This window comes from Rhodanobacter sp. G2-10, assembly GCF_055809185.1.
In genome coordinates, this window is record NZ_CM147900.1 from 2816561 (window position 1) to 2841547 (window position 24987).

Below are 24987 nucleotides of genomic sequence, written 5' to 3' on the forward strand. Positions count from 1 at the left end.
ATGGGGCTGCGCTTCCAGAAGCCCCTGCGCTGGCGCGACGGGCTGGGCGAGACGCGCGGGGTGGACGAATTGCTGCTGCATTGCCGCTGCACCGGCTGACTGGCCGGTATCGCCGTTATGTCTGCGGCGTCGCAACAACAGGCGGCCAAAACCGCTACTATCGGACGCTTCCGACCCAAGGCTTCCCCCGTTCGATGCTTTATCAAATCCACGAATGGCAGCGTTCGCTGCTTGGCCCGTTGAGCTATTTCGCCGAGGCCAACGCGCGCATGCTCAGTGCATCCACCAACCCGTTCGCCCAGTTTCCCGGCGTGCCGCGGCTGGCCGCCGGCAACGAGCTGATCTACCGCCTGGGCAAGGAATACGAGAAGCCCGAGTTCGGTATCCACGTCGCGCAAGCCCACGATCAGGAGATCGCGGTGATCGAGCGCGTGACGATGACCAGGCCGTTCTGCCAGCTGAAGCGCTTCAAGCGCTTCAGCGATGATCCGGCCACCATCGCCAAGATGAAGAGCGATCCCGTGGTGCTGGTGGTGGCGCCGATGTCCGGCCACCACGCCACTCTGCTGCGTGACACCGTGCGCACCCTTCTGCGCGACCACAAGGTGTATATCACCGACTGGGTCGACGCACGCATGGTGCCGGCGAGCGAAGGCACCTTCAGCCTGGATGATTACGTCGCCTACGTGGAGGAGTTCATCCGCCATATCGGCGCCGAATCGCTGCACGTCATTTCCGTGTGCCAGCCCACCGTGCCGGTGCTGGCGGCGGTGTCACTGATGGCCGCACGTGGCGAGACCACTCCGCGCAGCCTGACCATGATGGGCGGCCCGATCGACCCGCGGCGCAGCCCCACCAGTGTCGACAACCTGGCCACGCGGCAGCCGCTGTCCTGGTTCCAGGGCAACGTGATCCAGACCGTGCCGCCGAACTATCCGGGTCGCGGGCGCGAGGTCTATCCGGGCTTCCTGCAGCACGCCGGCTTCATCGCGATGAATCCGAGCCGGCACATGAGCTCGCACTGGGATTTCTACCAGGACCTGCTGCGCGGCGACCAGGAAGACGCCGAGGCACACCGCAAGTTCTACGACGAGTACAACGCCGTGCTGGACATGCCGGCGCGGTTCTATCTCGACACCATCGAGAAGGTGTTCCAGAAGTTCCTGCTGCCGCGCGGCCTGTGGGATGTGGCCGGTGAGCGGGTCGATCCGGGCGCGATCAGGACCAGCGCGCTGCTGACCATCGAGGGCGAACTGGATGACATCTCCGGCCTCGGCCAGACCGAGGCGGCGCATGACCTGTGCAGCAGCATTCCGGCACAGCGCAGCGTGCACCGGGTGATCGAGGGAGCGGGCCACTACGGCATCTTCAGCGGGCGGCGCTGGCGCGAGACGGTGTACCCGCAGGTACGCGATTTCATCCGCCAGTTCGACCAGCCACTCAAGGCCAGCAAGGCGGCGCGGGGCAAGCGGCGGCGCGCCACGGCTGCCTGAGCAAGCGGCTATTCGTCAGGCAGTCCCCACAGCACGTGGTCGAGATCGCCATCCAGACCGAACCGCGACAGCGGTACGCGACCATGGCGGACCTCGACACCTTCGGCGCGCAAGCGCCGGCATTGTTCGCGGAAGCCGCGACTGCCCGGCGGCAGCGCGATCTGCCCGCTGGCACGCAACACGCGAAACCAGGGCAGTTCCATGCCGTCCGGCACCTCGCCGAGCAGGCGCCCGACCAGCCGCGCCCGGCCCGGCAGACCCGCGCGCGCGGCGATGGCACCGTAACTGGCCACCCGACCGGGCGGAATGGCCGCGATGGCGGCGTAGATACGGGCATCACGGCTGTTCATGCACGCTGCACCCGGGGCTGGTGATTCGGAATGTCATCAGTGACAGAGTAACCTCGGCTTATTTCAGCGGAAACGGCACCATGCGCCACTTTGAAGCAGTGCGTTCCCACATCGGCGGCCAGTACGAACTGCATCACAACGATCCGTACCTGATCAGCTTCGACCTCAGCCTTGGCGGGGATCGCCACCAGGGCATCTACCTGGCCGAGCTTGAGGGGGAATCCGGTCGCCGCTACCTGCGCGTATCGACCCCGATCGGCCCGCTCGCCGGCGCCGACCCACAGCGCTGCCTGCGCTTCAACTGGCAGCAACGCACCGGGTTCCTTGCCGTGGCCGACCTCGACGGCTCGCCTTACCTGCACCTGTGCGAAAACCGCCTGTACGAATTTCTCGACGCCAGCGAGCTGGAGCGCGTCATCCGCGAACTGGGCTCGCTGGGCGACCAGCTGGAGCAACTGGTCACCAGCGCCGACGACACCCTGTAGCCGCCCGGACGGCGAAACCGTCAGAACAGGTGGCGGTAGCCCAGCACGAAGCCGTACGCCATCAAGGCCGTGATCGGCAGGGTCAGGATCCAGGCCCACACCATCCGTTCCACCACCGACCAGCGAATCGCGTTGAAACGCTTGGCCGAACCCACGCCCATGATCGAGGACGACACGATGTGGGTGGTCGAGACCGGGATGCCGAACACCGACGCGAACAGGATGACCAGCGCAGAACTCGTTTCGGCGGCGAAACCGTTGATCGGATGCAGCTTGACCATCTTGTGGCCCAGCGTCTTGATGATGCGCCAGCCGCCACCGGCGGTACCGGCTGCCATGGTCAGGGCGGAAACCACCTTCACCCATACCGGAATGGCGAAGCCGCCGGCGGGGTTTTCGTCGATGCGCAGGAACGAGAAAACCTCCGGCAAGTGATCGAACTGATGCGCCGCAGTGGCGCCGGCCAGCGCCAGCGCGATGATGCCCATGCTCTTCTGCGCATCGTTCATGCCGTGCGCCACGCCCATCGCCGCGGCCGACGCGATCTGGGCCTTGCCGAAAAAGGCGCTGACGAACGGCGTGCGCCCGAGCCGACGCAACCAGCCCTGCCGGCCTGCAAACCAGACCAGCAGCGCGTACAGCAAGCCCATCACGATGAAGCCGAGGATGAATCCACCCACCGGTGACAGCATCATCGGGATGATCACCTTCGGGATCACGCCGCTGCCTTCCAGCCAGCCGCCCTGTACCCAGATCACCGAATCGAAATTGTTGTTCGACGCCGCAAGTGCCGCGCCCACCAGCGAGCCGATCAAGGCATGGCTGGAACTCGAGGGCAGGCCCAGCCACCAAGTGATCAGGTTCCACACGATCGCCGCCAGCAGGGCGCAGATCAGCAACTGGGAACTCATGTCGACCACGCCGGCGTTGATCAGCCCGGAGGCAATCGTGGCCGCCACCGCGGTACCCATGAACGCGCCGACCAGGTTGGTGCCGGCAGCCAGCATCACCGCCTGCCCCGGACTGAGCACCTTGGTCGCCACCACCGTGGCTATCGAATTGGCGGTGTCGTGGAAACCGTTGATGTAGGTGAACACCAGCGCGATCACCACCACCGCGATGACGACAGTCATGCGCGGACCCCGGTGTTTGCCGAAGTGGCAGGCAACGGCATCGACAGCGCGGTAGCGCGAAGCGGAATGCGCAGGATCACGGCGAGCCCCTCAGGAATTCTTCAACACGATCGAGTAGACGATGTTGCCGACATCGCGGCACTTGTCGATGGCCTTCTCGATCAGCTCGAACAGGTCCTTGGCCAGCATCGCGCGCATCGCGTCATTGCCTTCGACGTAGAGCGTGCGGTAGGGCGCCAGCAACATGCGGTCGCCTTCCGACTCCAGCGCCTGCAGGCGATCCTGCAGCTTCTTCACGCGGTCGATGCGCAGGCCGCGGCGCAATTCGTGGACCATCTCGACCACCACCTCACTGGAATGCAGCAGCACCTGCGCGCGCTGGGTGAAGTCCACCCCCTCCAGGCGTGTCTCGACGATCTCGTAGCGCTCGGCAAACTTCTCGATGGTCTTGGGAATCTTGTACAGGGAGGAATTGAGCGCCTCGATGTCCTCGCGGTCCAGCGCGGTGACGAAGGTGTTCACCAGCCCTTCGCTGATCTGCGCGGCCAACTCCTTTTCACGCGTCCGGGTGGCCGCAAAGGAGGCCATGACCGCACCCTGGTCCGGCTTGGTCAGCAGGTCGTGCAAGGCCTGGGCACTTTCGCAGGCCGTGGCGGCGCTCTGCTCAAGCAGGCCGTAGAACTTGTCGCCTTTGCCGAAAATCGTCTGCAATGAAAACATCGGTGTCACGCCCCGGGCGAACCAAATGCGGCTATGGTACAGGACGGCCATGCTGCCATGCACCAACGACAGGATGAAGAATAGGCATCACTGCCCTTACACTGTGCCCATGCAACCCCCGCCATCTCCCCGCCGATGCTGACCGAAATCGCGTTTGTCCTCGTGCTTTCGCTGTGCAACGGCTTCTTCGCGTTGTCGGAAATGGCCTTGGTGGTGTCTCGCAAGAGCCGCCTCAAGCAAATGGCCCGGACCAGCCGCAAGGCCGCCCTGGCGCTGCGTCAAGCCGAAGCGCCGGAATATTTCCTGTCCACCGTGCAAGTGGGCATCACCATGGTGATGCTGATCACCGGTGCCGTCGCCGGCGACGCGCTGGGCGGGCACATCGCCACCGCGCTGCAGGGTGACCGGATGAGCTGGCTGGTCCCCTACGCCAGGATCGTCGGCATCGTGCTGGGCTTCATCCTGATCTCGTTCATCCAGGTGGTGATCGGTGAGCTGGTGCCAAAGCGGGTGGCGCTGGCGGCACCGGAGCGGTTGTCGTCCTACGTGGCGATTCCGATGCAGGTGCTGTCGAAGATCGCCGCGCCGTTCGTGTGGCTGTTGAACGCGTCCAGCAGCCTGCTGTTGCGGCTGTTGCGGTTCAACCCGCAGGGCCGCGGCGTGGTCACCGAGGAGGAGATCCGCATGCTGGTGGCCGAGAGCGCCGAACAGGGCGTGCTCGATGCCGACGAGCACAACATGGTCAATCGGGTGCTGCGCCTGGGCGACCGCACCGTCGACAGCGTGATGACTCCGCGCATGCGCATCGCCTGGCTGGACGTGGCCGCGCCGCGCGAGGAAAACATCGAGGTGATGCGCGAAACCCCGTATTCGCGCTACCCGGTATATCGGGGCGACGAGAGCGACGTGGTCGGCGTGGCCGAGGTCAAGCTGATGCTGCACAGCTTTGCCGAAGGCCGCCCGGAGCTGTTCACCCACTTGTCCAAGCCGCTGTTCGTGCCCGCCACGGCGCGCGCGCTGGATCTGTTGGAGGAGTTTCGCGACGCCGAAACGCCACTGGCGCTGGTCGTGGACGAGTATGGCGACATCGAGGGCGTGGTCACCGTCAACGACCTGCTCGCGGCGGTCGTCGGCGCCAGCCAGATCGGCCATGGCAGCAGCGAGGAAGGCCCGATCACGCAGCGCCCCGACGGCAGCTGGCTGGTCGACGGCAGCCTTTCCACCGACGACCTTCGCGAACTGCTGCGCACCAGTGAACTCCCCGGCGAGGACGAGCACGATTTCCGCACCGTCGCCGGCATGGTGATGACCGCCCTGGGCCACGTGCCGCAGACCGGCGAAATCTTCGCCTGGCGCGGCATCCGCTTCGAGGTGGTCGACCTCGACGGCGCCCGCATCGACAAGTTGCTGGTCACGCCGGCGCCCTCGGCGAACGACGCCGGCGGTGAGGAGACTGGCTGACAGGCAGAAGTGAGTAAAGAGGAGTGAGGAGTGAGAGAAGGCTGATGCGGAACCGGCTGTGGCTTTCTCTCACTCCTCACTTCTCACTCCTCACTTCTCCCTCTTCGCCAGTCCGGCCATGCGCTGCGCATCAGCCAGGATGCCGTGCAGGACGCGCAGTTCTTGTTGGTCGGGCCGGGCGCGCTGGAACAGCTTGCGCAAGCGCAACATGATCGTGGTCGGCTCGCGGCCCTTGTGGAATTCGATGTCGTCCAGCGTTTGCGCCAGGTGACGGTAGAACTGCTCCATCTGCATCGCGTCGGCGGGTGGTTCATCGTGTTCGGACGGGGGTTGCGGCAGCTCGTCGCCGAGCAGGGCCATGCGCAGTTCGTAGGCCATCACCTGCACCGCCTGTGACAGGTTGAGCGAGCTGAAATCGTCCACGCTGGGAATGCGCACCATCGCGTTGCAGCGCGCCAGCTCCTCGTTGTCCAGACCGCTGCGCTCGTTGCCGAACAGCAGCGCCACCTGCTCGCCACGCGCGACGGCAGCCAGCGCCTGATGTGCCGCCTCGCGCGGACTGAGCTCGGCCAGCGTGACACCGCGCCGGCGCGCCGACAGGCCGAGCGCGAAGTTGCAGCCGGCCAATCCATCGACCAGATCGGCATGCACGCCGGCGTTTTCCAGCACATCGTCGGCACCGGCGGCCAGGGCATTGGCTTCGCGATCGGGAAAACGCGCCGGCGTCACCAGCTCCAGCCGCTCGAAGCCCATGGTGCGGATCGCGCGCGCCGCACTGCCGATATTGCCGGGATGGGAGGTGCGCACCAACACGAAACGGAGGTGGGCGGCGAGATCGGAGAAGTCGGGCATGCGCGGAACGGCTTGGCAACGGAAGCGCCCAAGGATAACGGACGCGGGGCGGCGAGGGCCCGCCTCTGCTAGAATCGCCGGCCGCAACCCCGCTCTCTTCCAAAGTCGACACCATGGCCAGACCACACGTCACGATCGCGGCGCGCGCCGCGCGTTCTGCAGGCAATGTGATCCTGCGCTACATGAACCGCATCGACGGGCTCAATGTCGTCGAGAAGCAGCAGTGGGACTTCGTCTCCGAAGTCGACAAGCTGGCCGAGGCGGAAATCATCAAGGAACTGCGCCGCGCCTACCCCGATCACGCGATCCTCGCTGAGGAAAGCGGCCAGACCGGCAAGGGCCCGCTGACCTGGGTGATCGACCCGCTCGACGGCACCCACAACTACCTGCGCGGCATTCCGCATTTCTGTGTCTCGATCGCCCTGCTGGACAAGGGCGTGCCGATCCACGCGGTGGTGTTTGACCCGTTGCGCGACGAGCTGTACACCGCCAGCAAGGGCGACGGTGCCTACCTCAACGATCGCCGCATGCGCGTGGGCAAGCGCGAGAACCTGAGCGGCGCGATGATCGCCACCGGCTTCCCGTTCCGCCAGCGCGAGCATCTCACCGCGCAGCTCGACATGACCCGCGCCATGCTGGGCCAGGCCGAGGACATCCGCCGCTCCGGCTCCGCCGCGCTGGACTTGGCCTACGTCGCCGCCGGTCGCTACGACGGCTACTTCGAGATCGGCCTGAAGCCGTGGGACATGGGCGCCGGCGTGCTGCTGGTGCATGAGGCCGGTGGCCGCTATTGCGACTTCGCCGGCCGTGACGGCATCCCCGAAAGCGGCAACATCGTCGCCGGCAACCTGCACGTGGCGAAAGCCATGGTCGACGCCATCGGCCAACAGGCGACGCCGGCTTTGCTCAAGGCCTGAGCAAGTTCGCCACGAAATGGACGAAAGGCGCCTTCGGGCGCCTTCTTCTTTCGCGCACGGCGCCGCGCCGGGTCGACGCAGCTGACGCGGGAACCCACCGCGACACCGACGCATCTACTGGTTGACCAGGCCAGACGCGGAGCTGCTCGCGCAGCCGCACCCGACCAGCCTGACTGCCAACCATTCCGCAGGCCCGCGACGTGCGTTCCGATTCCATCCCTTGCAGCGCTCGATCTCCCATGCAGCATGCCGGCATCGGCGTCGCATGGTACGGAAACAGACACGCCCGAGGCACCCGATGAACCGCCTTGCGCGACGAGTGGGTGGCGCGCTGGCGCGTTACCTGAACCAGCCCGCACGCGGACCCTACCCGCACCTGCCGGCCAACCTGGCGGCATTGCGGCAAATCCTGCGCCCGGCCGACGTCGTGCTGGTCGAGGGTCGCGCGCGCATCAGCACCGCCATCAAATACCTGACCCAATCGACCTGGTCGCATGTGGCGCTCTACGTCGGCGACTACGCCGGTCACGCCCTGGCCGGCCAGCCTCATCTGCTGGTCGAGGCCGACACCGAACAAGGTGTGCACCTGCTCGACCTGCAGGACCTCGGTGGCTATCACTTGCGCATCTGCCGGCCGATGGGCTTGAGCGACGATGACGCGCACCGCGTGGTGGATTACGCGATGGCGCGACTTGGCCAGCGTTACGATCTCAAGAACGTATTCGACCTGGCGCGCTACCTGCTGCCGACACCGCCCGTGCCAGGCCCCTGGCGCCGGCGCATGCTGGCGCTGGGCAGCGGTGACCCCACGCGTGCGATCTGCTCCACCCTGGTCGCGGAAGCATTCCAGTCGGTGCAGTTCCCGATCCTGCCGGTGATCCGGGTCGAGTCCGCCGCCACGCCCGAATGCCGCGACTGCATCCGCGAAATCTTCCACATCCGCGACCACAGCCTGTACACCCCGCGCGACTTCGACGTTTCACCGTACTTCGAAGTCATCAAGCCGTCGTTGACCCAGGGATTCAACTACAAGCGACTGACCTGGGACGCCGATCCGGCGCATTCGTCAGCGGGCTGAGCGCGCGACCACATCCCGCAGGCAGTCGCGCCACTGATTTTTGCGCGCCGCTATTGCTCGAACACCAGCGCATCCGGCTTCGCACCAAGCCGCTGCAGGGTTTGCATCACCGCGTCGTTGAACGGCGGTGGTCCACAGACATAGAAGTGCTGGTTCCAGTCTACGATGCGACGTTTCAGCAGGTCCTCGTCCACGCGACCCGCCTCGAATCCGTCGCTTGCATCATGATCCACCAGGAAGCACGCCTGCTCGCCGAAGGCTGCGCGCAACTCTTTTTCGCAGATGACATCCGCAGCCGTCTTGTTCGCAAAAATCAGGCCGTGGCAGGCGAGCCGACGTCTGTCCCGCAGCTGACGCATGATCGCGAGAAACGGGGTGATCCCGGCGCCGCCGGCGATGAATACGCCGGGGCCGCGATAGCCGATCGTGCCCCATGGATCGGAAATCATCAGCGCCGCGCCGGGTTCCAGTGCCGCCAGCGCCTGCGTCACACCGGCATGGTCGGGGTAGATCTTGATCGTGAATTCCAGCACGCCCGCCTTGCTCGACGAGGTCGGCGTAAACGGGCGGGATTGCTCGCGCCAGCCGTCAGCGTCGATGGCCAGATCCACTCCCTGCCCCGGCTCGAAAGTGAATCCTTCGGGGCGGGACAGGATGAAGCGAAGCACGTCATGGGTGACGAATTCCTTCATCAAAAGGGCTGTTGCGTGATTCATCGGTGACCTCCTTCGGCAACGGCAAACGTCGCCTGCATTCGTGAGTCAAACTTGCGGGCCGACGCGCAGACGCTGCGAGTCGGCCCTTTCCGGAGCATGCGGGCGGCGGATGTCCTGCTACTTCACCTCCAGGGTTGCCCGCATCGTGGGATGAAACTTGCAGAAGAACGCGAAGCTGCCGCTGGTCGCCGTCATGTGGGCCGTGGCGCCGGGCTTGAGGTCGACGTCGAAGCTGCCGTCGCGGGCGGTGGCGCTGTGTTCGAAGATGTCGTGATTGACCCACTCGATGATGTCGCCGGCGCGCACGCCGGTCGGCATCGGACCGAATGCCATCTTGTCCATCACGATCACATGCACGCGCTGCGACTGACTCGTGCCGGTCGCCGTGGCCGGTATCTGCCAGGCAGATGCCAGCAGCAGCCCGGCAAGCAGGATCACGATACGGAACATGACGCGCTCCCTACTTCAGGCTTTGCACGAGATGTTCGGCGTGCATCTGGTGCGACTCGAACAACTTCAGGCCGGTTTCCAGCAACGACTTCAGCTCGGCGTTCTGCGCCGAGGGGATCAGCGTATCGCGCAGCGCGTCGTTGACCGCCTGATGGAAGGCAACCTCGTTCGCCGCATACGCCTTGTCGTAATCGCTGCCGCTGAGGGTGGCGAGCTTTTCCTGTTCGGCCGCTGCGCTGCTGGCCAGCGACTGGCTGGTGGGGTTGTCCTGCGGCGTCACGCCCAGCTTCTTCACCAGCGCCAGCGCCTGGTCGTTCACCGCGGCATGGTCGCGCGCCATCTCTTCGGCGAACGCCCGCACCTCGGAGTTCCCGGACTTCTGCAGCGCCTGCTTGGCCGCCGTGACATCAATCGCGCCAGCGGTATAGGCAATGTGCGCGATCTGCGCGTCGTTGATGGAGGGAGCGGCCGTGGCGGCGTTCACGCCGACCACCGGGCTGACCGCAAAGACGAGTCCGAGGGCGAAGGCAAACAGCGGCTTGTTCATGAGGGAGGTTTCCTTGGTGTGGATGGGAGGCGAGCAACGCCCGCCTGTGCCCATCTGATGCAGGGCCAACCCGCAGGTTCCCGCCCGGCTCACGGGAACCGCGACGGCAACTGCTGCATCGCATGGGTTGTCATCACCAACGAAGACATACCCATGCTCGATTCCGACCAGGCCCTCTGTCCGTCTCCCGTCGCGGCTTCGTCCGCCGGCGCAAGCCCACGGCAACCCAGCCGCGCCGAAGCGGAATCGGCCATACGCACCTTGATTCGCTGGGCCGGCGACGACCCCGCACGCGAGGGCCTGCTGGCCACGCCGGCACGCGTGGTACGCGCCTACGAAGAATGGTTTGCCGGCTACCGACAGGATCCGGCCGGTCTGCTCAACCGCACCTTCGGCGAGGTCGGTGGCTATGACGACGTGGTGATCCTGCGCGACATCCCGCTGCAATCCACCTGCGAACACCACATGGCAGCGATCCGTGGCGTCGTCCACATTGCCTACCTGCCGCGCCAGCGGGTGGTCGGCATCTCCAAGCTGGCGCGCCTGGTCGAGGCCTACGGACGACGCCTGCAGATCCAGGAACGCCTGACCACCGAGATCGCCGACACCCTGGCCCAGACGCTGCAACCGCGCGGGGTGGCGGTGGTCGTGCAGGCCAGCCACGCCTGCCTGTCCTCGCGCGGAGTGCGCCTGCACGACGTGTCGATGCAGACCCGCCGCCTGCTCGGCGAGTTCGCGCAGGAGCCACGGCGGCGGGAGATCCTCGCCACGCTTGCTGGATGAAGCGGGAACCTTGAAGCATGCAAATGCATCGCATCGGGTGTAGAAGGAGAAAATCATGCCCGTCCACGCCCGTGTTTCCCGCACCGACTACGCCGCCCTCGACGACCACGCACTGGTGGCGCTCGTCCGCAACGGCGAGCGCGAAGCGTTCCGCCACATCATGCAGCGCTGCAACCAGCGCCTGTTCCGTGTCGCGCGCGCCGTGATCGGCGAGGACTCGGAGGCGGAGGATGTGTTGCAGGAGTCATATATGCGTGCCTACCACAAGCTGGATTCGTTCCGCGGCGATTCGACCCTGTTGACCTGGCTGACCACGATCGTGCTGAACGAGGCCCGCGGCCGACTGCGCAAGCGCCGCACCATGGTCGGGCTGGAGCAGGTCGACGCCGCGTCCGACGACACCCACCAGATCATCCAGTTTCCGTCGAAATTCGGCAGCGAAGACCCCGCGGCCTCCGCGGCGCGCGCAGAGATACGCCACCTGCTCGAACACGCCATCGACCAGTTGCCGCCCGCGTTCCGGATTGTCTACATGATGCGCGAGGTCGAGGAATGCAGTGCGGAAGAAACCGCCACCCAGCTCGGTATCAAGGCAGAAACGGTGAAGACGCGCCTGCACCGCGCGCGGCGCCTGCTGCGCGCGGCGCTGCGCGACCGACTGGCGACCACGATGGTCGAGGCGTTTCCGTTCATGGGCGAGCGCTGCGCCCGTGTCACCGACGCCGTGATGGCGCAGCTTGACGCCGAGTCGGCCGACGCCTGACTTCCTCAGCCAAGGCGTGGCCGCTTGGACACGCCAGAACGCATCGCTGCGCCGGTCTGCGCCAGGCGACACGTCATGATGCGTCCCGTCCGTCCGATCGCAGCACGTCGCGCAGGAACGGGATCGTGATCCGCCGCTGCGCCGCCAGCGACGCCTGATCCAGTCGATCCAGCAGATCCAGCAGCGCGCCGAGATCCCGTGCGTAGCGCGCAAACAGCCAATCCAGCACGCCGTCGTCCAGTTCGATGCCGCGCGCAGCCGCCCTTGCCCTGAGTACGTCACGGCGCTCGTTGTCATCGAGCGGCTTCAGCGCAAATTGGGTACAGGCGCCCAGTCGCGAGCGCAGGTCGGGCAGCGCGATGCCGAGTTGGGTCGGGGTGGCATCGGCCGCAAACAGCAGCGCGGCACCATCGGCCTTGATGCGGTTGTACAGATCAAACAAGGCGTGTTCTGCCTCGTGGTTGCCGGCGATGGCGCCCAGATCATCCAGCGCCAGCAGTTCACTGCCGGCCACGCCGCGCAGCGCCGCCGCGTGATCGCCGAGCGTGGCCAGCGGCAGGTATTGCGCGCGCCGACCGGCGGCGATCGCGGCCTGGCAGGCGGCCAGCAGCAGGTGACTGCGGCCGCTGCCGCCAGGCCCGTGCAGATATACCCACGGCGCACCGGGCTGGACGGCAAGCGCCCGCACCGCGGCAAGCGCAGCGGCATTGGCGCCAGCATGGAAGTGTTCGAAACGCTGGCGACGCGGCCAGCGCAGCGCCAACGGCAACTGCGGATTCATTCGGAGGACCGCTGCTCCGACGCGGGCACAACGACGACGTCAGGATCGATGTGGGCATCTTCGTTCGCGTCGACCTCGCCCTCGGCAATCACCGGATCGTGCAGTCCCTGCTCGGTATACAGCTCGCTCATGCGATAGCGTTCGATCAGGTAGCGCAACAAGACCAGGATCACCGACGCGGCGGGCAAGGCCAGCAGCACGCCGAGAAAGCCGAACAGATAGCCCCCGGCCAACACCGCGAAGATCACCGCGACCGGATGCAGGCCGATCTTGTCGCCGACCAGCTTGGGCACCAGCACATAGCCTTCCAGCAACTGGCCCACGGCAAACACGGCACAGACCAGCAGCACGTGCGTCCAGTCGCCGAACTGGACCAGCGCGGCGATGATGGCGGCGACGAAACCGATAATGAAACCCAGGTACGGCACGAAGCTGAGCAGGCCGGCGACCATGCCGATCAGCAGCCCGACCGAGAGTCCGGTCAGCCCGAGACCGGCGGCGTAGAACACGCCCAGCGCCAGCATCACCAGCAGCTGACCACGCACGAAAGCGCCGAGGATATTGTCCGATTCGCGCGCCAGATGGGCAATGGTCGGCTGCACCGAACGCGGCAGCATGCCGTCGATCGTCGCCACCAGTCGATCCCAGTCGCGCAGCAGGTAGAACGCGACCACCGGTATCAGCACCAGGTTGGTCAGCCACATCGCGATGCCCACGCCCGAGCGTGACACCTTGCCCAGTACCACCGTCGCCACGCCGCCAATCGAACCGATGTGCTCCTTGATCGCGGTCACCAGACGATCGCTGTCGAACATGTGCGGGTCCAGGTGCAGGCGCGCCTGCAGCCATGGCCACGCCACGTCCTGCGCCCAGTCGCCGTAACGCGGCAGGTTGCTGATGAGGTTCTCGACCTGGCGCGCAATCAACGGAATCAGCAGCAACAGCACGCCAATCAGGGCGATCAGCAACACCACGAAAACGATCGTGGCGGACCACATGCGGTTCAGACCCATCCGCTCCAGGCGATCGGCCAGCGGATCGCCGAGATACGCGAGCATCGCCGCGATCGCGAACGGCGTCAGCACCGGAGAAAGCAACCAGATCAGGTAGACGATGACCGCCGTGATCGCCAGCAGTTGCCAGCGGCGCGAGACGTCCCGAGCCTGGGTCATGGCGAATTTCCGTGCAGCCAGCGCAGGTTGGCGTCGGCCCCGTCATGCGGCTGTCCCTGCAGCAACAAGCGGCCGCCAGCGGCGAGGTTTGCGGCCAGCGCGCCCATCGGCACCGTTGCCTTGATGTCGAGCAGCACACCGTCGTTCAGCGCGCCCACCGTGGTGACCTGCTGCACCGAGGGGTCGGCGTTCAGCGTGGCCAGCAGGCCGGCATAATCGGCGGCCGAATCCAGCCCGCTGACCCAGAGCTTGCCCTGGCTGGCCACCGAGCCGATCACGTTGAGTTGCTGGCCGAGGTGATCGACCAAGCCGTTGCCGGCAGCGGCAAGCAATGCCTCATCGCTGGCGCCCTGGCTGCTCCAGCGCTGCACCTTGCCACCCGAGATCAGCGTCCAGTCGGCGGCATCGTCATGCAGTTTGCCCAAGAGCACCAGCCCGGTGTGGTATTTCCGGTTGATCAGCGCCATCGTGGCCGGATCGGCGGCGGCGACCTTGCCTGCATCCAGTTCGCCCGCGGCATCCGGATACACCACGTTGGTGCCGCGCGCGGCCGCGGTGGCGGCCAGACTCGCCAGGGTGGCCTGGTCGACCAGGCTGCCGTCGGCGCGCTGCAGCAGCAGCAACACCGGCGGCTTGATCCCGGCGCTGCTGACGCCGAGCTGGGCAACCAGCCGCCGCACCGACGCCGGTGCGAAGTCCACGTCGAGCACGAGGCCGGTGGCGGCACGCTGGTACTGGAACTTCTGCACCAGCGAACTGGCGCTGCCCAGGGCTGCGGAGTAGCCGGGGTTGCTGCGCAGGTCCTGGCCACCGGCAACCCGCGTCATCACCTGGGCCAACGCCGTGGCAAAGGCCTGGCTGCGCTGCGCCTCGCTGGTATCGGCGACCGGAACGGTGACCGAATAAGGTGAGCTGACGGCCTGCGCGTGCAATGCAGGCAGCGCGGCAAGGCCCAGCAGCAGGAAAGCGACGAACAGGCGGGGCAGGCGCATGGACACAGGGTTCTTCCTCGGGAAAACTCCCGCGAAGTCTGCCCAATCCGACGCGCAGCGTCCATCCACGGGAATTCGGCCCGGTCGATGACCGCCGCCGCGCGTAAGGTACGCAGGGGACTTTCGTACCTGGGTTGGGTGGCCTGCGAATCCGTCTCTGCGATCCATATTCTGGCGGCTTTTTCGTCTCGACCACCCAAGTCCGACGGGCTCGCACGCCGCATCCTGCTAGAATTGCGCGTTTCGTCCACCCCGGTTTTCGCCATGTCTGACGCCCTCACCTACCGCGCCGCCGGCGTCGATATCGATGCCGGCAATGCGCTGGTCGAACGCATCAAGCCCTTGGTCAAGCGCACCTTCCGCCCCGAGGTGATGGGCGGGCTGGGCGGCTTCGGCGGCCTGTTCGACCTGTCCGGTCGTTACAAGGAGCCGGTGCTGGTCTCCGGCACCGACGGCGTCGGCACCAAGCTGAAGCTGGCACAGACGCTGGGCCGCCACGACACCATCGGCATCGACCTGGTCGGCATGTGCGTCAACGACGTGCTGGTGCAGGGCGCCGAACCGCTGTTCTTCCTCGACTACTTCGCCACCGGCAAGCTCGACGTGGACACCACCGTGGCCGTGGTCGGCGGCATCGCCAAGGGTTGCGAGCTGGCCGGCTGCGCCCTGATCGGCGGCGAAACCGCGGAGATGCCGGACATGTACCCGCCCGGCGAATACGACCTGGCCGGTTTCACCGTCGGCGCGGTCGAAAAATCACAGATGCTGACGGGTGAGGCTATCGTCGCGGGCGACGTGATCCTCGGCGTGGCCTCCAGCGGTCCGCATTCGAATGGCTATTCGCTGGTACGCAGGATTCTCGAGCGCGCCGGCAACCCGCTCGACCTGGATCTCGGCGGCGCCACGCTCGCCGACGCGCTGATGGCGCCGACCACGATCTACGTCAAGCCCATGCTGGCATTGCTCGCCGCCGGCACTTCCCGAATCCCCGACATCCACGGCATGGCCCACATCACCGGCGGCGGCCTGAAGGAAAACATCATCCGCGTGGTACCCGATGGGCTGGGCATTGCGCTGGACGCCTCGACCATTGTGTTGCCGCCCGTATTCGACTGGCTGATGCGCGAGGGCAATGTCGCGCGCGAGGAAATGTGGCGCACATTCAACTGCGGCGTCGGCTTCACCGTGATCCTGCCGCGCGACGCGGTGGCCGGCACGTCCGCGTTGCTGGCGCAGCACGGGCTGGCCAGCTCGGTGATCGGCGAAGTGGTACCCGCCCGGGGTGACGAACGCGTGCATATCGGCTGATCCGCTGCATGTCGGCGACACCTGCCAAAGTTGCCGTCCTCGCTTCAGGGCGTGGCAGCAACCTCACTGCCCTGCTCGATGCACGGGCTCGCGGCGAGCTGCCGGTCGAGTTCGTGCTGGTTGGCAGCGACCGGGCCGACGCCCGTGCACTGCGCCTGGCCGAAGCGGCCAATATCCCGACGCTGGCGCTTGATCCGCGCGGCTACCCGGATCGCCGCAGCTTCGACCTGGACCTGTTCGATCGCGTTGCGGCCAGTGGCGCGGAGCTGCTGGTGCTTGCCGGTTTCATGCGCATCATCGACGGTGAAGCGTTGCGCCCGTGGGTGGGCCGCATCATCAACATCCATCCTTCGTTGCTGCCGAAATACCGCGGGCTGCACACTCATCGCCGCGCGCTTGACGCCGGTGACAGCGAACACGGGGTCAGCGTGCACTTCGTCACCGCCGAGCTGGATGGTGGCCCGGTGATCGCGCAGGCACGGCTGCCGATCGAATCCGGTGATGATGAACAGCGTCTGGCGGACCGCCTGCTGCCACTGGAGCATCGCCTGCTGCCGGCGGTGCTGGCCGTGCTGGCCAACCAGCGCCTGCAATGGCAGGCAGGCGCGCCCCGTTATGACGGTCGAGCCCTGTCGGAACCGCTCAATCTGGGCGAACACGGGCTGGAGTGATCCGCGGTTCAGCCCGTCATCGGCAGACTCGTCGCATGAGACTCCGATTCCTGCTCCTTCCCCTGCTTGGCTTTGCCCTGCTTTGCGGCACGGCACACGCCACCGTCCCGACCGCGTTCACCGCCACCTACAAGGTGCTGCGCGGTGGCAGCCCGATGGGCACTGCCACCATCAGTCTGCGCGACGATGGGAACGGTCAGTGGACGTATCGCAAGAGTGTCAAAGGCACTGCCGGCCTGGCCGCGATGCTGGGCGCCAGCGTGGACGAAACCTCGCGTTTCCGCTGGAAAGGCGACCTGCCCGAAGCACTCAGTTACGACTACAAGCTGAACACCGGGATCAAAAACAAACAGCGCCATCTGCGCGTGGACTGGAACACCAACCAGGTCAGCGTTGATGGCAGCAAGGGCACCGAAAGCTATCCGGCCCAACCCGGCATCGTCGAGCGCAACACCCTGCCGTTGGCGCTGGGCGTGGCCCTGCAGGGCGGCAAGCAGCAGGTGGCACTCGCCGTTGCCGTGCGGCAGAAGGTGGAAACCCAGCAATTCCAGGTGACCGGCAAGGAAACCGTGACCGTTCCCGCGGGCAGCTTTCAGGCCGAACGGATCGATCGGACCGACGCCGACCGCGGCTTCAGCGCCTGGTACGCCCCCGAACGTTATCCGCTGCCGCTGAAGCTGTCGCAGCATGACGGCGGCGACCTGGTGATGGAGCTGGTGAGCTTCCACGCCGATTGAGCAAGAGCCGGCGGGCAGAGCCCGCCCTACGGCGCCTTGGTGGCGCGGGCTCTGCCTGCCGGCACTCTAGGCACCTTGGTAGGGCGGGCTCTGCCCACCGGCTCTCCTGCCTCGACGCAGGGAGCCATCAAGAGACCATGTTTGCAGGACCGGAAAGTCAATTCGGCAAACGCCGGATCCTTGCGCCCAGCACGCCGAGCTTTTCCTCGATGTTCTCGTAGCCGCGATCGATGTGATACACGCGGTCGACGATGGTCTCGCCGCTGGCGACCAGGCCGGCCAGCACCAGGCAAGCCGAGGCGCGCAAATCGGTCGCCATGATCGGCGCGCCGCTCATCTGCTTCACGCCCCGCACGATCGCGGTATTGCCTTCGAGATGGATGTCGGCGCCGAGGCGCTGCAACTCGTGGGCATGCATGAAGCGGTTCTCGAACACGGTTTCGGTGACCACGCCGGTGCCTTCGGCGACGCAATTGAGCGCGGTGAACTGTGCCTGCATGTCGGTCGGAAAGGCAGGGTATGGCGCAGTGCTGATATTGACCGCCTTGGGGCGTCGGCCGCCCATGTCCAGCTCGATCCAGTCGTCGCCGGTGGAAATCTGCGCGCCAGCCTCCTCCAGCTTGGCCAGCACCGCGTCGAGGGTGTTGGCGCGCGCATGACGCGCACGCACCTTGCCGCCGGTCATCGCCGCGCCGACCAGGAAGGTTCCCGTTTCGATGCGGTCGGGCAGCACGTTGTACTCGGCGCCGTGCAGGCGTTCTACGCCGTGGATCACCATGGTGGAGCTGCCGGCACCTTCGATCTGCGCGCCCATCGCGATCAGGCAATTGGCCAGATCCACCACCTCGGGCTCCTGCGCGGCGTTGTCGATGATCGTGGTGCCCTGCGCCAGGGTGGCGGCCATCATGATGTTCTCGGTACCGGTAACGGTGACCATGTCCATCGAAACCCGCGCGCCTTTCAGCCGCGACGCCTTCGCCTTGATGTAACCGTTCTCCACGGTGATCTCGGCGCCGAGTGCCTGCAGCCCGCGAATATGCTGGTCGACCGGACGCGAGCCAATCGCGCAGCCACCGGGAAGCGACACCTCGGCCTGGCCGAAGCGTGCCACCAGCGGACCCAGCACCAGGATCGAGGCACGCATCGTGCGCACCAGGTCGTAAGGCGCCACGCAGGTGCTGGTGGTGCGCGGGTCGACGTGCATCTTCATGCGGTCATCCAGCACCAGTTGCACACCCATCCGGCCCATCAGCTCGATGAAGGTGGTGACATCATGCAGGTGCGGCACGTTGCCGATGCTGACCGGCTCATCGGCCAGCAGACAGGCGGCAAGAATCGGCAGCACGGCATTCTTGGCGCCGGAAATGGCCACCTCGCCTTGGAGCGGCACGCCGCCATTGATCAGGATTTTGGCCATAATTTCGGGATTCGAGATTCGGGATTTGGGATTCGGAACAGCCTGAGGGGCGAGAGAGTGGCGGGGTTCGGCATTGGCGAATTCCGAATCACGAATCCCGAATCCCGGCCTCCTCCGGCGTCAGGGTGGTCAGGGCCAGCGCGTGGATCGCGCCACCCATCAGGTCGCCCAGCGTCGCGTACACCAGCCGATGCCGTGCCAGCGGCAACTTGCCGGCGAACTGGCTGGCCACCACGGTGGCCTGGAAATGCACGCCATCGGCGCCTTCGACCTCAACCCGCGCTCCGGGCATGCCTGCTTCAATCAATGCCTGTATGCGGCTGGGATCCATGAGACGTTCCATGAGGGGTCGGGCCGGCAAGATCATGGTTTTCCGCGCGGCGCGGCACCATGTGGCTGGCATATGACGTTAAAATGCGAATATGCCATGGTAATGGAATTTGTCTGGCACAGAAACGACAGCCGTGCCCCAGCGGCCCGCATTGTCGACTCTCCCTTCAGCCGAGCCCCCATGAACGCACGCATTGCCCCGCCCGCGCCAACCAACCTGAACCCGGAAGCCATCACGCGCAGCGCGCACACCGTGATTGCCACGGAAGCGGCTGCCATAGCGGCACTGGAATCGCGGATCGGCCCCGATTTCGTCGAAGCCTGCCGGCTGATCCTCGCCTGCAAGGGCCGCGTGGTGGTCAGCGGCATGGGCAAGTCCGGCCATGTGGCGCGCAAGATCGCCGCCACCCTCGCCTCCACGGGGACACCGGCCTTCTTCGTGCACCCCGGCGAAGCCAGCCATGGCGATCTCGGCATGATCCTGCCGCAGGACGTGGTGCTGGCTTTGTCCTACTCGGGCGAAACCGACGAATTGCTGTTCATCCTGCCGGTGATCAAGCGCCAGGGTATTCCGCTGATCGCGATCACCGGCAAACCCAACTCCTCGCTGGCGCGCGAGGCCGACGTGCATCTGGACGGCAGCATTTCGAACGAAGCCTGCCCGCTGGGTCTGGCGCCGACCACCAGCACGACGGTGGGGCTGGTGCTGGGCGACGCGCTGGCGATCGCGCTGCTGGAGGCGCGCGGATTCACCTCGGACGATTTTGCGCGCTCGCACCCGGCAGGCGCCCTGGGCCGCCGATTGCTGCTGCACATCAGCGACGTGATGCACACCGGCGACGATGTACCGCGGGTATCGCCGGACGCCACCCTGACGGCTGCCCTGGTGGAAATGACCCACAAGCATCTGGGCATGACCGCCGTGATCGATGCCGATGAGCGCCTGCTCGGCGTATTCACCGACGGCGACCTGCGCCGTGCGCTGGACGACGAAGGCGTCAACCTGCGCGGTGCCACCGTGGCCGAGCTGATGACTCGTGGCCCCAAGACGATCGGTGCCGACCGGCTGGCCGCCGAAGCCGCGCAACTGATGGAAAAGCACCAGATCCACGCACTGCTGGTGGTGGACGACGAACAACACGTGGTCGGCGCACTGAATATTCATGATCTGCTCCGGGCGCGTGTGGTTTGATCTGATTGGTCTCGACTGATCAGACAAATCAGGCACGCCTGCTTTTGACGTTTTCCACCACGCAAGCCCGGACCATGCATCCTGAGTCGCTCGCCAACCTCACCGCCGACATCCTCGCCCGCGCCGCGAAAATCCGCCTGGCCGTATTCGACGTGGATGGCACGCTGACGGACGGGCGGCTGTGGTACGCCGAGGACGGCCACGAAACCAAGGTTTTCCACGCGCACGACGGGCTCGGCCTGAAGCGCCTGCAAGCGCATGGCGTGGAGGTCGCGCTGATCACCGCCCGCATCAGCCATCCGGTCGCGCTGCGTGCCGAAGAGCTGGACATCACCCACGTCTACCAGGGCCAGGGCGACAAGCGTGCCTGCCTGAACGAACTGATCGATGCCCTGCACCTGCGCGCCGACCAGGTCGCCTACGTCGGCGACGACCTGCCCGACCTGGCACCGATGCGCATGGTGGGCATGGCCGTGGCGGTCGCCAATGCGCATCCATGGATCATCGAGGCAGCACATTGGCGGACGCGCCAGCGCGGTGGCGAAGGCGCCGCCCGTGAGGTAAGCGACCTTGTCCTGCACGCACAAGGCAAGAGCGACGCGGAACGGGAGCACTGGCAGTGAGCGTGCGCCTGTGGCTGCGCGACCGGCGCTTGCCGGTTGCGATCGTGCTCGTTGCGCTGGCCGCCGGAGCCACCCAGTTGCTGCTGTGGTGGCTGGGCCCGGCGCCGCGTGTCCACACCTTCGTGGGGCCGCCGCGTTCGGGCTACACATTGATCGACGCCAGGGTCACCGAGTTCGGCCTTGACGGCAAACCGGGCCTGCAGATGCAGTCGCCCCGCGTCGAACGCCGCGAAGGCGATGATTCGCTGTACCTCGACACCCCCACGTTCCAGATGCCGGCCAAGCAGCCTGGCGTACCCGACTGGCAGGGGAAATCGCTGTACGGCTGGGTCAACAAACCGGGCACGATATTGAAGCTGCAGGGGCCGGTCAGCATGCACCGGCCGGCCTTCACCGATGCACACGGCGTAGTCCAGCCGGAGGCCTCGCTGCAGACCTCGGATGTCACCGCGTGGCCACGGCAGAACCGCATGGAAACCGCCGCCCCCGCGCAGATGTCTCATGGCGACCGTAGAATGAGCGGCATCGGCATGCGTGCCAACCTCAACGAACATCACCTGGAGTTGCTCGATGACAGCCACGGCACGTTCCCGCCGCGCAAGCGCTAGTCGCCGCTGGGCCGCTGGCCTGCTGGCCGCCTGTTCGCTGGCGCTACTGCCCGCGTGGGTCGTGGCCAGGCAGTCCGATCGCCAGCAGCCGATGAACTTCGCGGCCAAGCACACCGATGCCTACAACGCACCGAACACGGTGACCACCTTGCAGGGCAGCGTGAAGATATCCCAGGGCACGCTGCTGCTCACCGGCGACACCGCCAAAATCCATCTCGATGCCGACAGCCAGATATCGCAGGTCGTGGTCACCGGCAATCCGGCGCACATCCAGCAACTGGACGACAACGGCAACCTGATGACGGGCAATGCCGCCAAGCTCGATTACGACAATATCCACGGCATTGCGGTGCTCACCGGCAACGCCTCGGTCAAGCAGCAGGGCCGCGGCGAGTTTCATGGCGACAAGCTGACCTACAACACGGCAAGCAGCCAGATCACCGGCGACTCCGGCGGCGATGGCCTGGTGCATGGCGTATTCCTGCCCAAGCCCAAGCCTGCATCCGCGCCCGCGCCCGCCGGCAGCAGCCCGACGCCGCAGGGAAATCGCTGAATCCATGCTCTCTGCCGAAGGTCTCCAGAAAAGTTTCAAGTCACGCCAGGTCGTGCGCCACTTCGCCTTCTCGATCCGTGAGGGCGAAGTGGTGGGTCTGCTCGGCCCCAACGGCGCCGGCAAGACCACCTGCTTCTACATGGTGGTGGGACTGATCGAGGCCGACGCCGGCCGCATCACTCTCGACAAGCAGGACATCACCGGCCTGCCGATGCATGCACGCGCACGCCTCGGTATCGGTTACCTGCCGCAGGAAGCCTCGGTGTTCCGTCGGCTCAGCGTGGCCGACAACATCATGGCGGTGCTGGAGTTGCGCCAAGGGCTCAGCGCACAGCAACGCAGCGGCGAACTCGAAAGCCTGCTGGACGAGCTGAAGATCGCCCACATCGCCGGGCAGAAGGGCATCAGCCTGTCCGGCGGCGAACGCCGGCGCGTCGAGATTGCCCGCGCGCTGGCCGCCAACCCGCGCTACATGCTGCTGGACGAACCCTTCGCCGGGGTCGACCCGATCTCGGTCGGCGAGATCCAGCGCATCGTGCGACACCTCAAGGAACGCGGCATCGGCGTGCTGATCACCGACCACAACGTGCGCGAAACCCTGGGCATTTGCGACCGCGCCTACATCCTGAACGAGGGCGAGGTGCTTTCGCGCGGCACCCCGGCCCACATCCTCGCCGACGAGAAAGTGCGCGAGGTCTACCTGGGCCGCGAATTCCGCCTCTGACCAGCTCCGGCAAGATTCGGGCCAGCAGCTATGGCCCCGCCCTCGGCCACGCGCTAGGATGGATGCACGTCCACTCGACCTGGCTGGCATGAAACCCGCCTTACAGTTTCGCCTCCACCAGCAACTGACCCTGACGCCGCAACTGCAGCAGGCGATTCGCCTGTTGCAATTGTCGCAGCTGGAGCTGGAAGCCGAGCTGCGCCAGATCGCCGAAAGCAATCCGCTGCTGGAGTTTGCCGAGGAGCTCGAGGACGACGAGACGGAAAGCCAGGAAGTCGCCGAGAGCGAGTACCAGGTCGCGGACAAGACAAGCAGCAGCGACGGCGACAGCAATGGCGAGACCGTCGACTGGGCCGATGGCGGCGGGCCGGCCGAGTCGCCGATCGACTTTTCGAGCAATAGCCCGGGCAGCAGCAGTAGCAGTAGCAGTAGCAGCGGATCTCGCGGCGACGACGATTTCGAGCCGCAGAACGCCGCGCCGGAAACCCTGCAGCAACACCTGATGTGGCAGCTCAACCTGGCGGGGTTCACCCCGCGGGAACACCTGATCGCCACGGTGTTGATCGACGCGCTCAACCCGGCCGGCTACCTCAGCGAAAGCATGGATGCGGTACTTGCCGCCTTGCCGGCCGATTTCAACGCGACTCTCGACGAAGTAGACGCCGTGCGCCGCCAGTTGCAGGGCTTCGACCCCGCCGGGGTGGGCAGCCTGGATCTGCGTGATTGCCTGTGCGTGCAACTGGAACAATTCGACGCCGAGACCCCGTATCGCGACCTGGCGCTGCGCATCGTCGATGGCGAGCTGGATCTGCTGGCACGCAACGACATTGCCAAACTGGCGCGCCGCCTGCACGCCGATCCGGACGATGTCGCCGAAGCGGCGGTCTTGATCCGCAGCCTTGATCCGCGCCCGGGCGCCGCGCTGGACACCACGCCGGTGGAATACGTGGCGCCGGACGCCTACGCGATACGCGACGGCAGTCGCTGGCGGGTCAGCCTGAACCCCGACTCGCAACCGCGGCTGGGCCTGAACCAGCACTACTGCGGCCTGATCGCCAAGGCACGCGGCGACGACGCCAGCTGGATGCGCGGCCAGCTGCAGGAGGCGCGCTGGTTGATCAAGAGCCTGGAATCGCGGGCCGAAACCCTGCTCAAGGTGTCCGAAGCCATCGTGCGGCGGCAGAGTGCTTTCCTCGACTACGGCCCCGAGGCCATGCACCCGCTGGTGCTGCGCGAGGTCGCCGAGGAGGTGGGCATGCACGAATCCACCATCTCACGCGTCACCACACGCAAGTACCTGCACACGCCGCGCGGCACCTTCGAGTTGAAATACTTCTTCTCCAGCGGTGTGTCCACCGAGGATGGCGGCAGCGCCTCGGCCACCGCGATCCAGGCCATGCTGCGCAAACTGATCGACGCCGAAGACCCGCGCAAGCCGCTTTCTGACCAGGCCATCGCCGAAGATCTGCAATCCAAGGGCATCCAGGTCGCCCGCCGCACGGTCGCCAAATACCGGGAGGGACTGCGCATTCCCACCTCCAGCGAACGCCAACGCGCGGGCTGAGTGATCGCTGAAACGGGTTCGGGAACTTGGTTAACGAAAAAGCGCTCCCATACCTGCTAGAAGATGATTGACGATGTGCCAAGAGCCTCGGCCCACGGCACGTCCACCCGCCGCGAAATGCGGCACTGCACCACCAGAGGAGGCGCCCCATGCAATTCCAACTCAGCGGCCAGCAGATTGAAGTCACCCCGGCCTTGCGCGATCACGCCACCGCCAAGCTCGACCGCCTTACCCGTCTCGATGACAAGCTGAAAAGTCTCGTGATCGTGCTTTCCCTGGACAAGCTCCAACAACGCGCCGACGGCACCCTGAACGCGGTCGGCACCACCCTCCATGCCGAAGCCACCGAGGCTGACATGTACGCCTCGATCGATGTGCTGTTCGACAAGCTGGTTGCCCAGTTGCGCAAGTACCGTGAAAAGGTTTCCGACAAGCATCAACGCGAAGCCCGCCAAGAACGCCAGTACGGCTGATCATCCCTTCTCCTCCACGCATGCGGCCCGCCTGAGCCAGGCGGGCCGTTTCCGTCCCTGCACGACGCCTTCGCCCCAAGCTGGCACAATGGTG

At 65.9% G+C, this 24987-nt stretch carries 29 protein-coding genes; 17 read left to right on the top strand and 12 right to left on the bottom strand.

All coding sequences use genetic code 11. The annotated features are described in order from the left end of the window. Positions 1–194 precede the first annotated feature (194 nt). Positions 195–1493 (top strand): polyhydroxyalkanoate depolymerase, encoded by a 1299-nt coding sequence (locus AC0L58_RS12825; RefSeq protein ID WP_473688727.1) that lies wholly within the window; start codon positions 195–197, stop codon positions 1491–1493. 8 nt (positions 1494–1501) lie between these two features. Here the strand turns inward: AC0L58_RS12825 and AC0L58_RS12830 are convergent, their stop codons facing one another. After that, on the bottom strand, positions 1502–1843 hold the full coding sequence (locus tag AC0L58_RS12830) for an MGMT family protein (RefSeq protein ID WP_473683977.1): 342 nt from the start codon (positions 1841–1843) through the stop codon (positions 1502–1504). A gap of 80 nt (positions 1844–1923) precedes the next feature. Between AC0L58_RS12830 and AC0L58_RS12835 the strand changes: the two genes are divergently transcribed. Continuing rightward, entirely contained in the window at positions 1924–2328 is a 405-nt protein-coding gene (locus tag AC0L58_RS12835; protein ID WP_473683979.1) for a hypothetical protein, read from the top strand. Positions 2329–2348: 20 nt separating this feature from the next. On the opposite strand, the gene AC0L58_RS12840 is transcribed toward AC0L58_RS12835, so the two are convergent. Continuing rightward, positions 2349–3461, bottom strand: coding sequence for an anion permease (locus AC0L58_RS12840; RefSeq protein WP_473683981.1), 1113 nt, complete (start codon positions 3459–3461; stop codon positions 2349–2351). A 90-nt stretch (positions 3462–3551) separates the two neighbouring features. Then, positions 3552–4181 carry a DUF47 domain-containing protein gene (locus AC0L58_RS12845; protein WP_473683983.1) on the bottom strand — a complete coding sequence of 210 codons (630 nt, stop codon included), beginning with the start codon at positions 4179–4181 and terminating at the stop codon, positions 3552–3554. 135 nt (positions 4182–4316) lie between these two features. On the opposite strand from AC0L58_RS12845, the gene AC0L58_RS12850 reads away from it, so the two are divergent. Further along, positions 4317–5642, top strand: coding sequence for a hemolysin family protein (locus tag AC0L58_RS12850; protein WP_473683985.1), 1326 nt, complete (start codon positions 4317–4319; stop codon positions 5640–5642). Between the two features lie 90 nt (positions 5643–5732). Here AC0L58_RS12850 and AC0L58_RS12855 read toward each other — a convergent pair whose 3' ends face one another. Next, a complete protein-coding gene (locus tag AC0L58_RS12855) occupies positions 5733–6494 on the bottom strand; it encodes an RNA methyltransferase (protein WP_473683987.1) in 762 nt (253 codons plus the stop codon). 113 nt (positions 6495–6607) lie between these two features. Here AC0L58_RS12855 and AC0L58_RS12860 point away from each other — a divergent pair, with 113 nt between their 5' ends. Both AC0L58_RS12860 and AC0L58_RS12865 read left to right on the top strand, forming a co-directional pair. Then, the gene (locus AC0L58_RS12860) at positions 6608–7411 is read left to right on the top strand and encodes an inositol monophosphatase family protein (RefSeq protein ID WP_473683989.1); all 804 of its coding nucleotides are present in this window, start codon (positions 6608–6610) and stop codon (positions 7409–7411) included. 298 nt (positions 7412–7709) lie between these two features. Next, the gene (locus AC0L58_RS12865) at positions 7710–8489 is read left to right on the top strand and encodes a YiiX/YebB-like N1pC/P60 family cysteine hydrolase (RefSeq protein WP_473683991.1); all 780 of its coding nucleotides are present in this window, start codon (positions 7710–7712) and stop codon (positions 8487–8489) included. Between the two features lie 50 nt (positions 8490–8539). On the opposite strand, the gene AC0L58_RS12870 is transcribed toward AC0L58_RS12865, so the two are convergent. From AC0L58_RS12870 to AC0L58_RS12880, 3 genes are all read right to left on the bottom strand, one after another. After that, on the bottom strand, positions 8540–9205 hold the full coding sequence (locus tag AC0L58_RS12870; RefSeq protein WP_473683992.1) for an FAD-binding oxidoreductase: 666 nt from the start codon (positions 9203–9205) through the stop codon (positions 8540–8542). 117 nt (positions 9206–9322) lie between these two features. Next, a complete protein-coding gene (locus tag AC0L58_RS12875) occupies positions 9323–9655 on the bottom strand; it encodes a cupredoxin domain-containing protein (protein ID WP_473683994.1) in 333 nt (110 codons plus the stop codon). A 10-nt stretch (positions 9656–9665) separates the two neighbouring features. Beyond that, positions 9666–10202 carry a DUF4142 domain-containing protein gene (locus AC0L58_RS12880; RefSeq protein WP_473683996.1) on the bottom strand — a complete coding sequence of 179 codons (537 nt, stop codon included), beginning with the start codon at positions 10200–10202 and terminating at the stop codon, positions 9666–9668. A gap of 153 nt (positions 10203–10355) precedes the next feature. Here AC0L58_RS12880 and folE point away from each other — a divergent pair, with 153 nt between their 5' ends. Together folE and AC0L58_RS12890 are read left to right on the top strand one after the other, a co-directional pair. Beyond that, the gene (folE, locus tag AC0L58_RS12885) at positions 10356–10985 is read left to right on the top strand and encodes a GTP cyclohydrolase I FolE (protein WP_473683998.1); all 630 of its coding nucleotides are present in this window, start codon (positions 10356–10358) and stop codon (positions 10983–10985) included. A 55-nt stretch (positions 10986–11040) separates the two neighbouring features. After that, on the top strand, positions 11041–11748 hold the full coding sequence (locus AC0L58_RS12890; RefSeq protein ID WP_473684000.1) for an RNA polymerase sigma factor: 708 nt from the start codon (positions 11041–11043) through the stop codon (positions 11746–11748). A 73-nt stretch (positions 11749–11821) separates the two neighbouring features. Here the strand turns inward: AC0L58_RS12890 and hda are convergent, their stop codons facing one another. Genes hda through AC0L58_RS12905 form a run of 3 tightly spaced genes read right to left on the bottom strand, consistent with a single transcriptional unit; the run spans position 11822 to position 14693 of the window. After that, on the bottom strand, positions 11822–12529 hold the full coding sequence (gene hda / locus AC0L58_RS12895; RefSeq protein WP_473684002.1) for a DnaA regulatory inactivator Hda: 708 nt from the start codon (positions 12527–12529) through the stop codon (positions 11822–11824). After that, positions 12526–13701 carry an AI-2E family transporter gene (locus AC0L58_RS12900; RefSeq protein WP_473684004.1) on the bottom strand — a complete coding sequence of 392 codons (1176 nt, stop codon included), beginning with the start codon at positions 13699–13701 and terminating at the stop codon, positions 12526–12528. Before AC0L58_RS12900 ends, hda begins: the two co-directional genes overlap by 4 nt. Continuing rightward, on the bottom strand, positions 13698–14693 hold the full coding sequence (locus tag AC0L58_RS12905; protein WP_473684006.1) for a DUF2066 domain-containing protein: 996 nt from the start codon (positions 14691–14693) through the stop codon (positions 13698–13700). Before AC0L58_RS12905 ends, AC0L58_RS12900 begins: the two co-directional genes overlap by 4 nt. 87 nt (positions 14694–14780) lie before the next feature. Here AC0L58_RS12905 and purM point away from each other — a divergent pair, with 87 nt between their 5' ends. From purM to AC0L58_RS12920, 3 genes are read left to right on the top strand one after another with little or no spacing between them, the layout of a single operon-like run. Beyond that, complete coding sequence (purM, locus tag AC0L58_RS12910; RefSeq protein ID WP_473684008.1) at positions 14781–16001, top strand: phosphoribosylformylglycinamidine cyclo-ligase; 1221 nt, start codon at positions 14781–14783, stop codon at positions 15999–16001. Between the two features lie 8 nt (positions 16002–16009). Continuing rightward, a complete protein-coding gene (purN, locus tag AC0L58_RS12915; RefSeq protein WP_473684010.1) occupies positions 16010–16672 on the top strand; it encodes a phosphoribosylglycinamide formyltransferase in 663 nt (220 codons plus the stop codon). 35 nt (positions 16673–16707) lie between these two features. Beyond that, positions 16708–17409: a DUF3108 domain-containing protein gene (locus AC0L58_RS12920; protein ID WP_473684012.1), complete on the top strand. Its 702-nt coding sequence runs from the start codon at positions 16708–16710 to the stop codon at positions 17407–17409. Positions 17410–17566: 157 nt separating this feature from the next. Here AC0L58_RS12920 and murA read toward each other — a convergent pair whose 3' ends face one another. Then, positions 17567–18826: a UDP-N-acetylglucosamine 1-carboxyvinyltransferase gene (gene murA / locus AC0L58_RS12925; RefSeq protein ID WP_473684014.1), complete on the bottom strand. Its 1260-nt coding sequence runs from the start codon at positions 18824–18826 to the stop codon at positions 17567–17569. Positions 18827–18914: 88 nt separating this feature from the next. Next, entirely contained in the window at positions 18915–19157 is a 243-nt protein-coding gene (locus AC0L58_RS12930) for a BolA family protein (protein ID WP_473684016.1), read from the bottom strand. 180 nt (positions 19158–19337) lie between these two features. On the opposite strand from AC0L58_RS12930, the gene AC0L58_RS12935 reads away from it, so the two are divergent. The 7 genes from AC0L58_RS12935 (at position 19338) to hpf (ending at position 24893) form a co-directional block, all read left to right on the top strand. Further along, complete coding sequence (locus tag AC0L58_RS12935; protein WP_473684018.1) at positions 19338–20348, top strand: KpsF/GutQ family sugar-phosphate isomerase; 1011 nt, start codon at positions 19338–19340, stop codon at positions 20346–20348. A gap of 74 nt (positions 20349–20422) precedes the next feature. Continuing rightward, a complete protein-coding gene (locus tag AC0L58_RS12940) occupies positions 20423–20971 on the top strand; it encodes a KdsC family phosphatase (protein WP_473684020.1) in 549 nt (182 codons plus the stop codon). Continuing rightward, complete coding sequence (gene lptC / locus AC0L58_RS12945; RefSeq protein WP_473684022.1) at positions 20968–21579, top strand: LPS export ABC transporter periplasmic protein LptC; 612 nt, start codon at positions 20968–20970, stop codon at positions 21577–21579. Before AC0L58_RS12940 ends, lptC begins: the two co-directional genes overlap by 4 nt. Further along, complete coding sequence (lptA, locus tag AC0L58_RS12950) at positions 21542–22132, top strand: lipopolysaccharide transport periplasmic protein LptA (RefSeq protein ID WP_473684024.1); 591 nt, start codon at positions 21542–21544, stop codon at positions 22130–22132. The genes lptC and lptA overlap by 38 nt, the downstream gene beginning before the upstream one ends. Before the next feature lie 4 nt (positions 22133–22136). Beyond that, a complete protein-coding gene (lptB, locus tag AC0L58_RS12955; RefSeq protein WP_473684026.1) occupies positions 22137–22856 on the top strand; it encodes an LPS export ABC transporter ATP-binding protein in 720 nt (239 codons plus the stop codon). Between the two features lie 88 nt (positions 22857–22944). Next, positions 22945–24420 (top strand): RNA polymerase factor sigma-54, encoded by a 1476-nt coding sequence (locus AC0L58_RS12960; RefSeq protein ID WP_473684029.1) that lies wholly within the window; start codon positions 22945–22947, stop codon positions 24418–24420. A 149-nt stretch (positions 24421–24569) separates the two neighbouring features. Further along, positions 24570–24893 carry a ribosome hibernation-promoting factor, HPF/YfiA family gene (hpf, locus tag AC0L58_RS12965; RefSeq protein ID WP_473684031.1) on the top strand — a complete coding sequence of 108 codons (324 nt, stop codon included), beginning with the start codon at positions 24570–24572 and terminating at the stop codon, positions 24891–24893. Positions 24894–24987: the final 94 nt, after the last annotated feature.

Bases quoted from the DNA above. Each gene is read 5' to 3' on its own strand.
- AC0L58_RS12825 (WP_473688727.1), top strand. From the start codon at position 195: ATGCTTTATCAAATCCACGAATGGCAGCGTTCGCTGCTTGGCCCGTTG.
- AC0L58_RS12830 (WP_473683977.1), bottom strand. From the start codon at position 1,843: ATGAACAGCCGTGATGCCCGTATCTACGCCGCCATCGCGGCCATTCCG.
- AC0L58_RS12835 (WP_473683979.1), top strand. From the start codon at position 1,924: ATGCGCCACTTTGAAGCAGTGCGTTCCCACATCGGCGGCCAGTACGAA.
- AC0L58_RS12840 (WP_473683981.1), bottom strand. From the start codon at position 3,461: ATGACTGTCGTCATCGCGGTGGTGGTGATCGCGCTGGTGTTCACCTAC.
- AC0L58_RS12845 (WP_473683983.1), bottom strand. From the start codon at position 4,181: ATGTTTTCATTGCAGACGATTTTCGGCAAAGGCGACAAGTTCTACGGC.
- AC0L58_RS12850 (WP_473683985.1), top strand. From the start codon at position 4,317: ATGCTGACCGAAATCGCGTTTGTCCTCGTGCTTTCGCTGTGCAACGGC.
- AC0L58_RS12855 (WP_473683987.1), bottom strand. From the start codon at position 6,494: ATGCCCGACTTCTCCGATCTCGCCGCCCACCTCCGTTTCGTGTTGGTG.
- AC0L58_RS12860 (WP_473683989.1), top strand. From the start codon at position 6,608: ATGGCCAGACCACACGTCACGATCGCGGCGCGCGCCGCGCGTTCTGCA.
- AC0L58_RS12865 (WP_473683991.1), top strand. From the start codon at position 7,710: ATGAACCGCCTTGCGCGACGAGTGGGTGGCGCGCTGGCGCGTTACCTG.
- AC0L58_RS12870 (WP_473683992.1), bottom strand. From the start codon at position 9,205: ATGAATCACGCAACAGCCCTTTTGATGAAGGAATTCGTCACCCATGAC.
- AC0L58_RS12875 (WP_473683994.1), bottom strand. From the start codon at position 9,655: ATGTTCCGTATCGTGATCCTGCTTGCCGGGCTGCTGCTGGCATCTGCC.
- AC0L58_RS12880 (WP_473683996.1), bottom strand. From the start codon at position 10,202: ATGAACAAGCCGCTGTTTGCCTTCGCCCTCGGACTCGTCTTTGCGGTC.
- folE (WP_473683998.1), top strand. From the start codon at position 10,356: ATGCTCGATTCCGACCAGGCCCTCTGTCCGTCTCCCGTCGCGGCTTCG.
- AC0L58_RS12890 (WP_473684000.1), top strand. From the start codon at position 11,041: ATGCCCGTCCACGCCCGTGTTTCCCGCACCGACTACGCCGCCCTCGAC.
- hda (WP_473684002.1), bottom strand. From the start codon at position 12,529: ATGAATCCGCAGTTGCCGTTGGCGCTGCGCTGGCCGCGTCGCCAGCGT.
- AC0L58_RS12900 (WP_473684004.1), bottom strand. From the start codon at position 13,701: ATGACCCAGGCTCGGGACGTCTCGCGCCGCTGGCAACTGCTGGCGATC.
- AC0L58_RS12905 (WP_473684006.1), bottom strand. From the start codon at position 14,693: ATGCGCCTGCCCCGCCTGTTCGTCGCTTTCCTGCTGCTGGGCCTTGCC.
- purM (WP_473684008.1), top strand. From the start codon at position 14,781: ATGACCGCCGCCGCGCGTAAGGTACGCAGGGGACTTTCGTACCTGGGT.
- purN (WP_473684010.1), top strand. From the start codon at position 16,010: ATGTCGGCGACACCTGCCAAAGTTGCCGTCCTCGCTTCAGGGCGTGGC.
- AC0L58_RS12920 (WP_473684012.1), top strand. From the start codon at position 16,708: ATGAGACTCCGATTCCTGCTCCTTCCCCTGCTTGGCTTTGCCCTGCTT.
- murA (WP_473684014.1), bottom strand. From the start codon at position 18,826: ATGGCCAAAATCCTGATCAATGGCGGCGTGCCGCTCCAAGGCGAGGTG.
- AC0L58_RS12930 (WP_473684016.1), bottom strand. From the start codon at position 19,157: ATGGATCCCAGCCGCATACAGGCATTGATTGAAGCAGGCATGCCCGGA.
- AC0L58_RS12935 (WP_473684018.1), top strand. From the start codon at position 19,338: ATGAACGCACGCATTGCCCCGCCCGCGCCAACCAACCTGAACCCGGAA.
- AC0L58_RS12940 (WP_473684020.1), top strand. From the start codon at position 20,423: ATGCATCCTGAGTCGCTCGCCAACCTCACCGCCGACATCCTCGCCCGC.
- lptA (WP_473684024.1), top strand. From the start codon at position 21,542: ATGACAGCCACGGCACGTTCCCGCCGCGCAAGCGCTAGTCGCCGCTGG.
- lptB (WP_473684026.1), top strand. From the start codon at position 22,137: ATGCTCTCTGCCGAAGGTCTCCAGAAAAGTTTCAAGTCACGCCAGGTC.
- AC0L58_RS12960 (WP_473684029.1), top strand. From the start codon at position 22,945: ATGAAACCCGCCTTACAGTTTCGCCTCCACCAGCAACTGACCCTGACG.
- hpf (WP_473684031.1), top strand. From the start codon at position 24,570: ATGCAATTCCAACTCAGCGGCCAGCAGATTGAAGTCACCCCGGCCTTG.